The sequence below is a fragment of the Thauera chlorobenzoica genome (assembly GCF_001922305.1).
GTDB classification, from domain to species: domain Bacteria; phylum Pseudomonadota; class Gammaproteobacteria; order Burkholderiales; family Rhodocyclaceae; genus Thauera; species Thauera chlorobenzoica.
On record NZ_CP018839.1, the window covers coordinates 2596433 to 2610133 of the forward strand.

At 67.9% G+C, this 13701-nt stretch carries 15 protein-coding genes; all 15 read left to right on the plus strand.

The genetic code is table 11. The features are described 5' to 3' along the window. The first annotated feature begins 4 nt into the window (after positions 1-4). A complete protein-coding gene (locus Tchl_RS12005) occupies positions 5-550 on the plus strand; it encodes a sigma-E factor negative regulatory protein (protein ID WP_075148630.1) in 546 nt (181 codons plus the stop codon). Further along, positions 547-1518 (plus strand): MucB/RseB C-terminal domain-containing protein, encoded by a 972-nt coding sequence (locus Tchl_RS12010; protein WP_075148631.1) that lies wholly within the window; start codon positions 547-549, stop codon positions 1516-1518. The genes Tchl_RS12005 and Tchl_RS12010 overlap by 4 nt, the downstream gene beginning before the upstream one ends. Then, positions 1515-1985 (plus strand): SoxR reducing system RseC family protein, encoded by a 471-nt coding sequence (locus tag Tchl_RS12015; RefSeq protein WP_232311575.1) that lies wholly within the window; start codon positions 1515-1517, stop codon positions 1983-1985. The genes Tchl_RS12010 and Tchl_RS12015 overlap by 4 nt, the downstream gene beginning before the upstream one ends. After that, positions 1982-3433 carry a DegQ family serine endoprotease gene (locus tag Tchl_RS12020; RefSeq protein WP_075148632.1) on the plus strand — a complete coding sequence of 484 codons (1452 nt, stop codon included), beginning with the start codon at positions 1982-1984 and terminating at the stop codon, positions 3431-3433. Before Tchl_RS12015 ends, Tchl_RS12020 begins: the two co-directional genes overlap by 4 nt. Then, on the plus strand, positions 3430-3705 hold the full coding sequence (locus Tchl_RS12025; RefSeq protein ID WP_075148633.1) for a glutaredoxin family protein: 276 nt from the start codon (positions 3430-3432) through the stop codon (positions 3703-3705). Before Tchl_RS12020 ends, Tchl_RS12025 begins: the two co-directional genes overlap by 4 nt. Positions 3706-3772: 67 nt before the next feature. Next, the gene (lepA, locus tag Tchl_RS12030) at positions 3773-5569 is read left to right on the plus strand and encodes a translation elongation factor 4 (protein ID WP_075148634.1); all 1797 of its coding nucleotides are present in this window, start codon (positions 3773-3775) and stop codon (positions 5567-5569) included. A 48-nt stretch (positions 5570-5617) separates the two neighbouring features. After that, the gene (gene lepB, locus Tchl_RS12035) at positions 5618-6406 is read left to right on the plus strand and encodes a signal peptidase I (RefSeq protein WP_075148635.1); all 789 of its coding nucleotides are present in this window, start codon (positions 5618-5620) and stop codon (positions 6404-6406) included. A 66-nt stretch (positions 6407-6472) separates the two neighbouring features. Continuing rightward, entirely contained in the window at positions 6473-6835 is a 363-nt protein-coding gene (locus Tchl_RS12040; RefSeq protein WP_075148636.1) for a DUF4845 domain-containing protein, read from the plus strand. A 4-nt stretch (positions 6836-6839) separates the two neighbouring features. Then, on the plus strand, positions 6840-7511 hold the full coding sequence (rnc, locus tag Tchl_RS12045; RefSeq protein WP_075148637.1) for a ribonuclease III: 672 nt from the start codon (positions 6840-6842) through the stop codon (positions 7509-7511). Further along, a complete protein-coding gene (gene era, locus Tchl_RS12050; protein ID WP_075148638.1) occupies positions 7508-8440 on the plus strand; it encodes a GTPase Era in 933 nt (310 codons plus the stop codon). The genes rnc and era overlap by 4 nt, the downstream gene beginning before the upstream one ends. Positions 8441-8455: 15 nt before the next feature. Beyond that, positions 8456-9208 (plus strand): DNA repair protein RecO, encoded by a 753-nt coding sequence (gene recO / locus Tchl_RS12055; RefSeq protein ID WP_075148639.1) that lies wholly within the window; start codon positions 8456-8458, stop codon positions 9206-9208. Then, positions 9208-9963: a pyridoxine 5'-phosphate synthase gene (locus tag Tchl_RS12060; protein WP_075148640.1), complete on the plus strand. Its 756-nt coding sequence runs from the start codon at positions 9208-9210 to the stop codon at positions 9961-9963. The genes recO and Tchl_RS12060 overlap by 1 nt, the downstream gene beginning before the upstream one ends. A gap of 28 nt (positions 9964-9991) precedes the next feature. After that, positions 9992-10372 carry a holo-ACP synthase gene (acpS, locus tag Tchl_RS12065; protein ID WP_075148641.1) on the plus strand — a complete coding sequence of 127 codons (381 nt, stop codon included), beginning with the start codon at positions 9992-9994 and terminating at the stop codon, positions 10370-10372. Continuing rightward, complete coding sequence (nagZ, locus tag Tchl_RS12070) at positions 10369-11514, plus strand: beta-N-acetylhexosaminidase (protein ID WP_075148642.1); 1146 nt, start codon at positions 10369-10371, stop codon at positions 11512-11514. The genes acpS and nagZ overlap by 4 nt, the downstream gene beginning before the upstream one ends. A 274-nt stretch (positions 11515-11788) precedes the next feature. Next, positions 11789-13609 (plus strand): excinuclease ABC subunit UvrC, encoded by a 1821-nt coding sequence (uvrC, locus tag Tchl_RS12075; RefSeq protein ID WP_075148643.1) that lies wholly within the window; start codon positions 11789-11791, stop codon positions 13607-13609. The last annotated feature ends 92 nt before the right edge of the window (positions 13610-13701 follow it).

The window sequence follows — 13701 nt, forward strand, 5'->3', positions numbered from 1 at the left end:
AAGGATGAAGGACACAGTGTCGGCCCTGCTTGACGACGAGCTCGAAGATCATGCGATTCACCCGGTTTTCGAGAAACTGCGCCGCGATCCTGATCTCCGGAAGGACTGGGATGCGTATTGCATGATCGGTGATGCGCTGCGCGGCGAGCACGATTGCCTGCCCGGTTTCGTCGAGCGCGTGATGGCGAACCTCGACGCCGAGCCGGTGGTGTTTTCCCCCGCAGTGGCGAGCGCCGGGCCGGCGCGCCGCACGGCATGGCAGTCGATGTTGCCGATCGCGGCCTCGGTAATGGGGGTGGCAGCGGTAGGCCTGGTTGCCGCAACCCTGTATTCGCGGGACGACATCGCCGTGGCCCGGCTTGCGGCGGTGTCTGCTCCGGCCCCGGTCACGAAGATCGCCGCAGGCCAGGGAGCCCTGCCGCGGACCGGGGACGATCCGTTGCGCGAGTACGTCTTCGCTCACCAGGGGATCAGCGGTGGAGGGCCGGTGCCTGCCGGGCTGCAGTATGTACGGACCGTGTCCGAGCAGCGCCAGGGTGCGGGCAGATGAGGTTGATCCCCGCTGTATTGGGCCTTTGCGTGATGCTGCTGCTGGCGCCGGTGTATGCCGAAGCGCCTGTCGATCCGCTGTCCTGGCTGGGCCGGGTCGCTACCGCGGGGCAGCGTCTGAATTACGTCGGAACGTTCGTCTATCAGTCCGGCGGGCAGGTGGAAACTTCACGCATCGCCCACCGTGTCGATGCCGACGGGGAGCATGAGCGCCTCGAGGTGCTCGATGGCAGCCCCCGCGAAATCATTCGCCGCGGCAACGAAGTGCACTGCGTGCTGCCCGACGAGCGTACCGTGATCATCGACGAGGCGGCCGGTGGGCGCAGGGCTTTCCCTGCCCGGCTGCCGCTCTCTCCGGTCGGACTCGCCGAAAATTACCGTATCCGCAAAGGCGAGATCGGGCGCATCGCCGGCTATGAAGTGCAGGCACTGGTCCTCGAGCCGCGCGACGATCTGCGCTACGGGCATATCCTGTGGGCCGAGATCAAGAGCGGGCTGCTGCTCAAGGCGCGCATGCTGGACGAGCGCGGCGAGCTCATCGAACAGTTTGCCTTCAGCGACGTGAGGATCGGGGGGGACGTCGATTCCGATTTGCTGAAGTCCCGGTTCACCCCGGGAGACGGCTGGCGGGTGGTCAATGCACGCGCCAGCGAAATGCCGCGCGGCAGCAGCGGCTGGGGGCTTGCAGAGATGCTGCCCGGCTACAGCCTCAGCTCGGTGATGCAGCGCCCGCTCGGGCGCGACCGCGGGCAGGCCGTGCATATGGTGTACAGCGATGGGCTGGCGGCGATATCGGTGTTCATCGAGCCGGCCGGCGATGGTTCGGTCGCCGGCCTCGGTCCTGTTTCCACCGGTGCGATCAATATCTACAAGCGCACGCTCAACGGCCATGTGATCACCGCGCTCGGCGAAGCGCCCGAGCGCGCCGTTCGCCGGATCGGCGACAGCATTCAACCAGTGGGGCAATGATGCAGGCACGTGCAGAAGTGTTGCGCGCCGAGCACGGTCGGGTGTGGCTCAAGCTTACCGACCGGGCCGGTGGTTGTGGGCGGTGTGACGAGCCGGGAGGCTGTCATTCGGTGCAGATCTCCCATGTGTTTGGCCCCCCGCAGGGCGAATTCGTCCTCCCGGCGAGCATCCCGCTGAGCCCCGGGGACCGGGTGCTGATCAGCGTTCCGGACGGGGCGCCGCTCAATGCCGCGCTCGTCAGCTACGGGCTTGGCACCTTGCTGCTGCTTGTCGGCGCCGCCGCAGGCAGCCTGATCGCACCCGAAGGCGGGGGCGATCTGCACGCGGTCGCAGGCGGCGCGGCAGGGCTGGCACTGGCCTGGACCCTGAATCGGGTGCTGACCCGGAGCCGGAACTGGCGCAGCCATCTGCGCCTGGAGCTCGCACCGGACGCCAGCTGCATGCAGTCGCCGCAGGCGTCGCGATGATCCACGCCTTCCTGCGCCAGGCCTTCGCGATGCTGGCCCTGGCGCTGGTTGCGGGGTCGGTGTCGGCAGCCGGGATATCCGCAGGCGAGATTAAGGCGCTGCCCGATTTCACCCGGCTGGTCGAGCGCCAGGGGGCGGCGGTGGTCAATATCAGCACGACCCAGGCGCGTACGGACCGGCCCCGGTTTTCGTTTCCCCTACCGGAACTGGACGAGTCGGATCCGATGTTCGACTTCTTCCGCCGCTTCGTGCCCCGGCTTCCCGAATCGCCCGCCCCGGACCCCGATCCGGACAACCAGTCGCTCGGCTCGGGCTTCATCGTCAGCGCCGACGGCTACATCCTGACCAACGCTCACGTCGTCGAGGAGGCCGAGGAAATTCTCGTGCGCCTTGCCGACAAGCGCGAGTTCAGCGCAGTGGTCATCGGCGCGGATGCGCGCAGCGACGTCGCTCTGATCCGCATCGAGGCCGACGGCCTGCCGCACGTCGCGCTGGGCGACCCGGAAGCGCTGAAAGTGGGCGAATGGGTGCTGGCGATCGGTTCGCCGTTCGGTTTCGAGCAGTCGGTGACGGCCGGCATCGTCAGCGCCAAGGGGCGCAGCCTGCCCGACGAAAATTTCGTTCCCTTCATCCAGACCGATGTCGCGATCAATCCCGGCAATTCGGGCGGACCGCTGTTCAACCTCCGGGGCGAGGTGGTCGGCATCAACTCGCAGATCTACAGCCGCACCGGCGGCTTCATGGGCTTGTCGTTCGCAATCCCGATCGATGTGGCGATGGATGTGCAGCAGCAGCTGCGGACCTACGGGCGGGTGCAGCGCGGCCGGATCGGGGTGTCGATCCAGGAAGTGACGCGCGACCTGGCCGACGGCTTCGGCCTGCCGCGGGCAGCGGGGGCGCTGGTCAGCATGGTCGAGGCAGGCGGGCCGGCCGCGCGCGGTGGCATCGAACAGGGCGATGTGATCCTGCGCTTCAATGGCCGCAGTGTGGAAAACTCGGCCGATCTGCCGCGTATCGTGGCGGCCGCACGCCCCGGGGCAACGGTCGACGTCGACGTCTTTCGCGACGGCAAGCCGCACGTGCTGAAACTCGCGGTCGGCGAATGGCAGGATCCGGAAAACGCCCGTGGTGCCGGCAGCAAGCCGCATGCGGCTTCCGCGCCGAACCGGCTCGGACTGGTCCTGGTCGCGCCGACGCTGGCGCAGCGGCGCGAGCGTGGCATCGAGCAGGGGCTGATCGTGCTGCGTACCGAGGGGGCGGCTGCGCGCGCCGAAATCGCGCCCGGCGATCTCGTGCTGGCAATGATCAAGGACGGGCGCCAGCAGCGGCTGGGCACGGTGGCTGAATTCAACCGCACCGCGGACGCGCTCGAGCCGGGGCAGCAGATCACCCTGCTCGTACGTCGCGGCGATGCGAGCTCCTACGTCAGCCTGCGGGCAGCGCGATGAAGCCGGCCGGCCCGGCGCCCGTGTTTACCGTAATGAGCCGGCAGTGGTGCCACCTGTGCCACGAGCTGGTCGCGGCGCTGGAGCCGGTTGCGGCCGAGTTTGGCTGGGAAATCGAGGTTTTCGACGTCGACCAGGACGCTGGACTCGAAGCGCGCTGGGATGAATGGGTGCCGGTGCTGCTGCACGGCGAGCGCGAGCTGTGCCATTACCGCTTCGACGAAGCCGCGGTGCGCGCTTATTGCGCCGGTTTTCCGCTAGAATCGCGGGCTTGACGAGATCACTCCCGATACATCCAACTTATTCCGAAACGGGTGCTGCAAGGCACCCTTTTCGTTTCGCATGAATCATATCCGCAACTTCTCCATCATCGCCCACATCGACCACGGCAAATCGACCCTGGCCGATCGACTCATCCACTTCTGCGGCGGTCTGTCCGACCGTGAGATGGAAGCTCAGGTGCTCGACTCGATGGACATCGAGCGCGAGCGCGGCATCACCATCAAGGCGCAGACCGCGGCGCTGCACTACAAGGCCAAGGACGGGCAGGTCTACAACCTGAACCTGATCGACACCCCGGGCCACGTCGACTTCTCCTACGAGGTCAGCCGCTCGCTCGCCGCCTGCGAGGGCGCGCTGCTGGTGGTCGATGCCTCGCAGGGCGTCGAGGCGCAGACGGTGGCGAACTGCTACACCGCGCTCGACCTCGACGTCGAGGTCGTGCCGGTGCTGAACAAGATCGACCTGCCGGCGGCCGATCCGGACAACGCCCGCAGCGAGATCGAGGACGTGATCGGCGTCGATGCCTCCGAGGCGATCCTGTGCTCGGCCAAGACCGGCCTCGGCGTGGAAGACGTGCTCGAGGCGATCGTTGCCCGCATCCCGCCGCCCAAGGGCGAGCCGGACGGCCCGCTGAAGGCGCTGATCATCGACTCGTGGTTCGACAACTACGTCGGCGTGGTGATGCTGGTGCGCGTGGTCGATGGGGTGCTCAAGCCCAAGGACCGCATCCTGCTGATGTCGAACGGCCTGCAGTATCCGTGCGACCAGGTCGGCGTGTTCACGCCGCGCTCGGTGGCGCGCGAGCAACTGCGTGCGGGCGAAGTGGGTTTCATCATCGCCGGCATCAAGGAGATCGAAGCGGCCAAGGTCGGTGATACGGTGACGCTGGCGAACCGGCCCGCGGCCGAGCCGCTGCCCGGCTTCAAGGAGATCAAGCCGCAGGTGTTCGCCGGCCTCTACCCGGTGGAGTCCTCCGAGTACGACCAGCTGCGCGACTCGCTCGAGAAGCTGCGCCTGAACGACGCCTCGCTGCAGTTCGAACCGGAAGTCTCGCAGGCCCTGGGCTTTGGCTTTCGCTGCGGCTTCCTCGGCCTGTTGCACATGGACATCGTGCAGGAGCGGCTCGAGCGCGAGTTCGACATGGACCTGATCACCACCGCGCCGACGGTGGTGTACGAAGTCGTGCTCAACAGCGGCGAGGTCATCCGCATCGAGAACCCGGCGAAGCTGCCCGAGGTCGGCAAGTACCAGGAGATCCGCGAGCCGATCATCACCGCGACGATCTTCCTGCCGCAGGACTACGTCGGTCCGGTGATCACGCTGTGCAACCAGAAGCGCGGCGCACAGATCGACATGCGCTACCACGGTCGCCAGGTGCAGCTGGTCTATGAGCTGCCGATGAACGAAGTGGTGATGGACTTCTTCGACAAGCTGAAGTCGGTGTCGCGCGGTTACGCCTCCCTCGACTACGAGTTCAAGGAATACCGCAGCGCCGACCTGGTCAAGCTCGACATGATGGTCGGCGGCGAGAAGGTCGATGCGCTGTCGGTCATCGTGCACCGCGCCAGCGCGCAGTACCGCGGCCGCGAACTGGCCGCCAAGCTGCGCGGCCTGATCCCGCGCCAGATGTTCGACGTCGCCGTGCAGGCGGCGATCGGCGCGCACATCATCGCCCGCGAGACGATCAAGGCGCTGCGCAAGAACGTGCTCGCGAAGTGCTACGGCGGCGACATCTCGCGCAAGAAGAAGCTGCTCGAGAAGCAGAAGGAAGGCAAGAAGCGGATGAAGCAGGTCGGCAACGTCGAGATTCCGCAGGAAGCCTTCCTCGCCGTGCTGCGCACCGACGAAGGCAAGTGATCGAACCCGCCGGCGGCCCCGTGCTCGCCGGTTGACGACGGAAAACACATGAACTTCGCCCTGATCCTCTTCCTGCTGCTCGTCGCCACCGGCGTGCTGTGGCTCTTCGACCGCTTTCATGCGCGCAAGCTGCGCCCGGCTGGCACGCCGGCGCCGTGGTGGGTGGAGTACGGAGCGAGCTTCTTTCCGGTGATCCTGGTCGTGTTCGGGCTGCGCTCGTTTGTCGTCGAGCCGTTCAAGATCCCCTCCGGGTCGATGATCCCGACCCTGCTGGTGGGCGATTTCATCCTCGTCAATAAATGGAACTACGGTATCCGCCTGCCGGTGATCAACAAGAAGATCATCGACATCGGTGCGCCGCAGCGCGGCGACGTGATGGTGTTCCGCTATCCGGCCGATCCTTCGCTCGACTACATCAAGCGCGTCGTCGGCCTGCCCGGCGACCGGGTCGAATACCTCAACAAGCGCCTGCGGATCAATGGCGAGGTCGTCGCCCTCGAGGCCAGCGGCAGTTATCTCCACCCCGATCGTCTGTACTATTCTCCACAGTTCACCGAGAAGCTCGGGGCGGCCGAGCATTCGGTGCTGATCGAGCGCGACGCACCGGCGTTCGTGCCGCAGGTGATGAATTTCCCGCAGCGCGGAAACTGCACGTATACCAGTGCGGGCGTCAGCTGCACCGTGCCCGAGGGGCATTACTTCGTGATGGGCGACAACCGCGACGCCAGCAGCGACAGCCGGGTGTGGGGCTTCGTTCCCGAGGACAACATCGTCGGCCGCGCCTTCTTCATCTGGTTCAATTTCGGCGACATGAAGCGGATCGGCGGTTTCCACTGAGCGAGAGGCGTGCGGCCGCTCCGCGTCGCGGACTCATTTACTCGCGCTGACGAAAGGGAGGAGATCATGCGCATGAAATCCCAACGCGGCCTGAGCCTGGCTGGCGTTCTCGTCGTCGGTGCGCTTGCCGCCTTCGCGCTGACGATCGGTTTCCGCACGGTGCCCGTGATCAACGAGTACCTGGCGGTCAAGCGCATCGTCAACGTGCTCGCCGACGAGGGCGACAAGGGCACGCCCGCACTGGAACTGCGCCGCAGCTTCGACCGCCGCGGCCAGATCGACGGTGTTTCCAGCGTCTCGGGGGTTGATCTGCTCATCGACAAGTCCGGCCCCCGCACCCTGATCGAGGTCGACTACAGCCGCGCCGTGCCGCTGGTGGCGAACCTGAGCCTGCTGATCGATCTCCATGCCAGCAGCGAGGCGCGTTGAGCCGATGACTACCGACCAGCTTCAATCCCGCCTGGGCCACGTCTTCACCGACTCCGGGCTGCTGCAGGAAGCGCTGACCCACCGCAGCTTCGGCCTGCCCAACAACGAGCGCTTCGAGTTCCTCGGCGACAGCATCCTCAACTGCGTGATGTCGATCGCCTTGTTCGAGCGCTTCGGCGAACTGCGCGAAGGCGAGCTGTCGCGCGTGCGTGCCTCGCTGGTGCGCCAGGACGCGCTCTACCGTATCGCGCTCGAACTCGAACTCGGCGACTGCCTGCGCCTGGGCGAAGGCGAACTCAAGTCCGGTGGCAGCCGCCGCCCGTCGATTCTCGCCGACGCGCTCGAGGCAGTGTTCGCGGCGGTGTTCCTGGACGGCGGCTTTCCCTGTGCGCAGGGCGTCATCGACCGCCTGTACGCGCCCTTGCTTGCCGGAGTCGATCCGCGCAAGCCGAGCAAGGACGCGAAGACCGCCTTGCAGGAGTGGCTGCAGGGGCGCAGGATGCCCTTGCCCGCCTACACGATGGTGCAGGTCCTGGGCGAAGCCCACTCGCAGGAATTCGAAGTCGCCTGCGAGATCCCCAGGCTCGGCGTGCGCACCCTGGGGCGCGGTTCCAGCCGGCGCATCGCCGAACAGCAGTCGGCCGAGCTTGCGCTCGCCGCCGTGAGGAAAAAATGAACCAAGAGCATTCCCGTCCCGCTTCGGCGGCGGACGCCGCTGCGGACGAAGCTTTCCGTTGCGGTTTCGTGGCCATCGTCGGCCGTCCCAACGTCGGCAAGTCGACGCTGCTCAACCGCCTCGTCGGGCAGAAGATCAGCATCGTCTCCAGCAAGGCGCAAACCACGCGCCACCGCGTCACCGGCATCTTCACCGAAGAGCGGGTGCAGTTCGTGTTCGTCGACACCCCGGGCTTCCAGACCCATCATCGCAACGCCCTCAACCGTTCGATGAACCGCACCGTCTCTCAGGTCCTGGCCGACGTCGATCTGGTGTTCTTCGTCATCGAGGCCGGTCGCTTCACCGACGACGACCGCAAGGTGCTGACGGTGATCCCCGCGTCGTCCAAGGTGATCCTGGTGATCAACAAGGTTGATCAGTTGAAGGACAAGGCCCGCCTGCTGCCTTTCATCGACGAGGTACGCCAGCAGCGTGAATTCACCGAGATCGTGCCCTTGTCGGCGGAGAAGGGGAGCAACGTCGCCGCCTTGGTCAGGGCGGCCACCCCGCTGCTGCCGGTCGGCGTGCCGATGTTCGAGGAAGACGAGGTCACCGACCGCAGCGAGCGCTTCCTCGCCTCCGAATTCCTGCGCGAGAAGCTGTTCCGCCTGCTCGGCGACGAGCTACCCTATGGCATCGCGGTCGAGATCGAGAAGTTCGAAGTCGAAGGCAGGCTGCGCCGCATCCACGCCGCGGTGATCGTCGACAAGCCCGGGCACAAGGCGATGGTGATCGGCAAGGGCGGCGAAAAGCTCAAGCGCATTTCCTCCGAGGCCCGGGTCGAGCTCGAGAAGCTGTTCGACGGCAAGGTCTTTCTCGAAGTCTGGGTCAAGGTCAAGAGCGGCTGGGCCGACGACGAGCGCGCGCTGAAGAGCCTGGGCTACGAATAAGCCCGGCGGTGCACGATGGCCGGCCCGAGACAGCGCATCGAGCAGCAGCCCGCCTGGGTGCTGCACACCTTGCCGTGGCGCGAGACCAGCCTGATCGTCGACCTCTTCGCGCGCGACCATGGCCGGGTCGCGCTGGTGGCGAAAGGTGCGCGCCGGCCGCATTCGCAGCTGCGCGGCGTGCTGATGGCCTTCCAGCCGCTGCTCATCGACTGGTCGGGCGGAGGTGAAGTGAAGACCCTGGCGCGCGCCGAATGGCTCGGCGGCCAGCCCCTGCTCACCGGGCGGGCGCTGCTCTGCGGCTACTACCTCAATGAACTGCTGCTGCGCCTGACTGCGCGTGAGGATGCCCATCCGCGCCTCTTCGCCGCCTATGCCGACGCGGTGGGCGCGCTGGGCCGCGGCGAGGCCGAGTCGCCGATCCTGCGTCGCTTCGAGCTGGCCCTGCTGCAGGATCTGGGCTACGAGGTCGGCCTCGCCACCGATGCCGCGACCGGCTCCGGACTGCAGCCCGATGCGCGCTACCTTTATATAATCGAGCGTGGTCCGGTGCGGCTGGAGATCCTCGAACAAGAGCAGGACGGGGTCGCCGCACTCGGCGAGCAGCCGCTTTTGTCTGGACAGACCCTGCTCGACATGGCGGCCGACGACTTTACCCGCGCGGAGACGCTGCTGCAGTCCAAGCAGCTGCTGCGCGTGCTGATCAACCACATCCTGGGCGGCCAGCCGCTGCAGTCGCGCCGGGTGCTGAAGGAACTGCAGGAGCTCTGATGATCGAACTCGGCGTCAATATCGACCACGTCGCCACCCTGCGCCAGGCGCGCCGCACCTGGGAGCCCGACCCGGTGTGGGCCGCGGTGCAGGCCCACCTCGGCGGCGCCGACGGCATCACCATCCACCTGCGCGAAGACCGCCGCCACATCCATGACGAGGACGTGCGCCGCCTGGCCGAGCTCACCCAGGTCAAGCTCAACCTCGAGATGGCCGCCACCGACGAGATGGTCGCCATCGCCTGCCGCACCAAGCCGCAGATGGCGATGCTGGTGCCCGAAGGCCGCCACGAAGTCACCACCGAAGGCGGGCTCGACGTGCTCGCCCAGGAGCCGCGCCTGAAGGACGTGATCGCCCGCCTGGCCGACGCCGGCATCGTCACCAGCGTCTTCATCGACGCCGAGATCCCGCAGATCGAGGCCGCCGCCCGCGTCGGCGCGCGTGTCTGCGAGATCCACACCGGCCCCTACGCCCACGCCTTCCACGCCGCCGGTCGCGACGCCGAGGCGCCGGCGGTGGTCACCGAGCTCACCAAGGTGCAGGCCGCGGGCGAGGCGGTGCGCGCGCTCGGCATGCGCTTCAACGCCGGCCATGCGCTTAACTACTACAACGTGCAGCCGATCGCGCGCCTGCCCGGCGTGCGCGAACTGCACATCGGCCACGCCATCGTCAGCCGCGCAGTCTTCGTCGGCCTGCGCGAGGCGGTGGCCGAAATGAAACGCCTGATGCGCGAAGGCGCGGCACGCAGCCGCTGAGCCTGGGCGCGCGGGCGGGAGAAAGGTCATGATCCACGGCATCGGTACCGACATCGTCCGCATCGAGCGCGTGCGCCAGGCGCTCGAGCGCCACGGCGAGCGCTTCGCCCTGCGCATCCTCGCCAACACTGAAGTCGACGCCTGGCGCGCACATCGCGACCCCGCGCGCTTCCTTGCCAAGCGCTTCGCCGCCAAGGAGGCCTTCGGCAAGGCCCTCGGCACCGGCGTCGCCGTGCCCGCGACACTGCACGCGGTGGTGGTCGGCCACGACAGTCGCGGCAAGCCGGACTTCCACTACGATGAGCGGCTCGCCAAGCATATGGCCTTGCACCGCCTGCGCGCGCACCTCAGCCTCTCCGACGAGGACGAGCACGTCGTCGCCTTCGCCATTATCGAGAACCTCGCATGAAAGTCCGCCGCCGACTCGCACGCGGCCCGGTCATGATCGACGTCGCCGCCACCGCCCTCACCGACGAGGAGCGCGCGCGCCTGCGCGACCCGCGGGTCGGCGGGGTGATCCTGTTCGCGCGCAACTTCACCGGCTCCGCGCAGCTTGCCGCGCTCACCGCCGAGATCCGCGCGCTGCGCGAGCCCGCCCTGATCATCGCCGTAGACCACGAAGGGGGCCGGGTGCAGCGCTTTCGCGACGACGGCTTCACCCGCCTGCCGGCGATGCGCAGCCTCGGCGCGCTGTGGGCGCAGGACTCGCGCGCCGCGCTCGATGCGGCGCGCGCCACCGGCTTCGTGCTCGCCGCCGAGTTGCGCGCCCATGGCGTGGATCTGAGCTTCGCCCCGGTGCTCGATCTCGACTACGGCGTCTGCGGCGCGATCGGCAACCGCGCCTTCCACCGCGACCCGCAGGTGGTCGCCGCGCTCGCCCAGGCGCTGGTCGCCGGCATGGCGGAGGCGGGCATGGGCGCGGTCGGCAAGCACTTCCCCGGCCACGGCTGCGTCGAAGCCGACTCGCACCACGACGTGCCGGTGGATACGCGTGATTTCGACACCCTGTGGACGGAAGACATCGCCCCTTACCGCCACCACCTCGGCCGCCAGCTCGCCGGCGTGATGCCCGCCCACGTGATCTACCCGAACGCCGACCCCGGCCCCGAACCGCAACCGGCCGGTTTCTCGCCGTTCTGGTTGAAGGACGTGCTGCGCGGCCGCCTCGGTTTCCAGGGCGTGATCTTCAGTGACGACCTCAACATGGAAGGCGCCCGTGTCGCCGGCGACATTGTCGGCCGCGCGCAAGCAGCCTGGGCCGCCGGCTGCGACATGCTGCTGGTGTGCAACCGCCCCGACCTCGCCGCCGAGCTGCTCGAGCGCTGGGCGCCGGAGCCCGATGCGGACAATCTCGCCCGCCTCGCCGCGATCGTCCCGACCACCCCGCAACCCGACTGGCTCGCCGACCCCTTCGCCCTCGAACTGCACGCCGCCTACGTCCAGGCGCGCGAGCGCGTCGCCGCCATCCCCGACGACACGGGCGCCGCGCCCGCGATGACCGCCGCCACGATCGGTGAGCAATGCACAGAAGTCCTGAGCAAGCACGGATAATCACGAACCGAACAGAACTTTCCCCGGCAACGATTCCCGGACCCATGGCATCGATTCCCGACCAGCCGTCGAGTACCGACCGCGCTGGAGTGGATGCGGGGCGTTCCTGGAATGGGCGAGGACTGTCTGAGCGAGCAGCGCGAGCGAGTTCCGCAGCCCATGGAAGGAATGCCTCGTGTCCGCTCCAGGCAGGAGAGGGTGTTAACCCGCCGTAACGTGTCCGGCGCGCTCGTCAAACAACGCGAGGCGCCACAAGCAGCCAACGAGCAAGCGCATGTCCGACCCGAAGAATGAGCACGCCGCCTTCGATCCCAAGCCCTTCCTGCGCACCCTCACCGAGGAGCCCGGTGTCTATCGCATGATCGGCGCCGAGGACAAGGTGCTCTACGTCGGCAAGGCGAAGAACCTCAAGCGTCGCGTCTCGAGCTACTTCCAGAAGACGCTCTCCAGCCCGCGCATCGCCATGATGGTGGCGCAGATCGTGCGCGTCGACGTCACCGCCACGCGCTCCGAGGCCGAGGCCCTGATCCTCGAGAACAACCTCATCAAGAGCCTCGCGCCGCGCTACAACATCCTCTTCCGCGACGACAAGACCTACCCCTACATCGAACTCTCCGCCGACGACTTCCCGCGTCTCGCCTACCACCGCGGCGCCTTCGCCAAGGGCGCGCGCTACTTCGGCCCCTTTCCCAACGCCTACGCGGTGCGCGAGAGCATCCACCTGCTGCAGAAGACCTTCCAGCTGCGCACCTGCGAGGACAGCGTCTTCGCCAACCGCTCGCGCCCCTGCCTGCTGCACCAGATCAAGCGCTGCACCGCGCCCTGCGTCGGCCTCATCGGCACCGACGACTACGCCGCCGACGTCCGCCTCGCCACCCGCTTCCTCGACGGCCAGGCCAACGAAGTCATCGACGACCTCACCGCGCGCATGAACGCCGCCGCCGAGCGCCTCGCCTTCGAGGAAGCCGCCGCCTGCCGCGACCAGGTGCGCGTGCTGCAGGCCGTGCTCCACCGCCAGTTCGTCGACAGCCGCAAGGACGAGGACGTCGACATCCTCGCCGCGGTCGAGGCCGACGGCCTCACCTGCGTCAACATCGCCATGGTCCGTGGCGGCCGCCACCTCGGCGACCGCCCGCAGTTCCCCAGCGGCGCCGCGGTGTCGGGCGCGCCCGACAGCCTGCTCGCCTTCGTCGAGCAGCACTACGGCCAGCACCCGATCCCGGCCCGCATCCTGGTCAACCTGGCCGCCGAGGCGGTGAAGGAATCCCTGGCCGAGATCACCGACCGTCCGCCGGGCGTGGTGGCGCCGCGCTTCGCCGCCGAGAAGGCGTGGATGGAGATGGCGGAAAAGAACGCGCGGCTGGCGATCCAGGCGCGCGCGCGCGACACCGGCCGCATCGAACAGCGCCTCGAGGCCCTGCGCGAGGCCCTCGGCCTGGACGAGGCGCCGCAGCGCATCGAGTGCTTCGACATCAGCCACACCCTGGGCGAAGCCACCGTGGCCTCCTGCGTCGTCTGCGAAGCCGGGGCGATGAAGCGCGCCGAATACCGCCGCTACAACATCGCCGGCATCACCCCGGGCGACGACTTCGCCGCGATGCGTCAGGCGCTGGAGCGGCGTTACGGCAAGGTCGCCGCGGGCGAGGGCCTGTGCCCCGACCTGATCCTGATCGACGGCGGCAAGGGCCAGGTCAGCGCCGCGCGCGAAATCCTCGCCGAGGTCGGGCTCGAGGCGGTGGCGATGGTCGGCGTGGCGAAAGGCGAAGGGCGCAAGGCCGGGCTGGAGACGCTGATCTTCCCCGACGGCCGCGAGGGCCTGGCGCTCGGCGGTGAGTCGGCGGCGCTGCACCTGATCGTCGAGATCCGCGACGAGGCCCACCGCTTCGCCATCACCGGCCACCGCGCCCGCCGCGGCAAGGCAAGGGTGGGCTCGAAGCTGGAGGACATTCCCGGCGTCGGCCCCGCGCGCCGGCGCAAGCTGCTCGCCGCCTTCGGCGGCCTGGACGGCGTGCGCGAGGCGACCGTCGAGGACCTGTGCCGCGTCGACGGCGTGAGCCGCAAGCTCGCCGAGCAGATCCACACCGCGCTGCGTTGAATCACCGCAGGTGCTGGTCGGCGGGCTGTCGCGCCGCGGTGACGTGGTCGTCTGCGGGCGGGGGCGCTGATCCCGTTCGACTTGCCTCTATA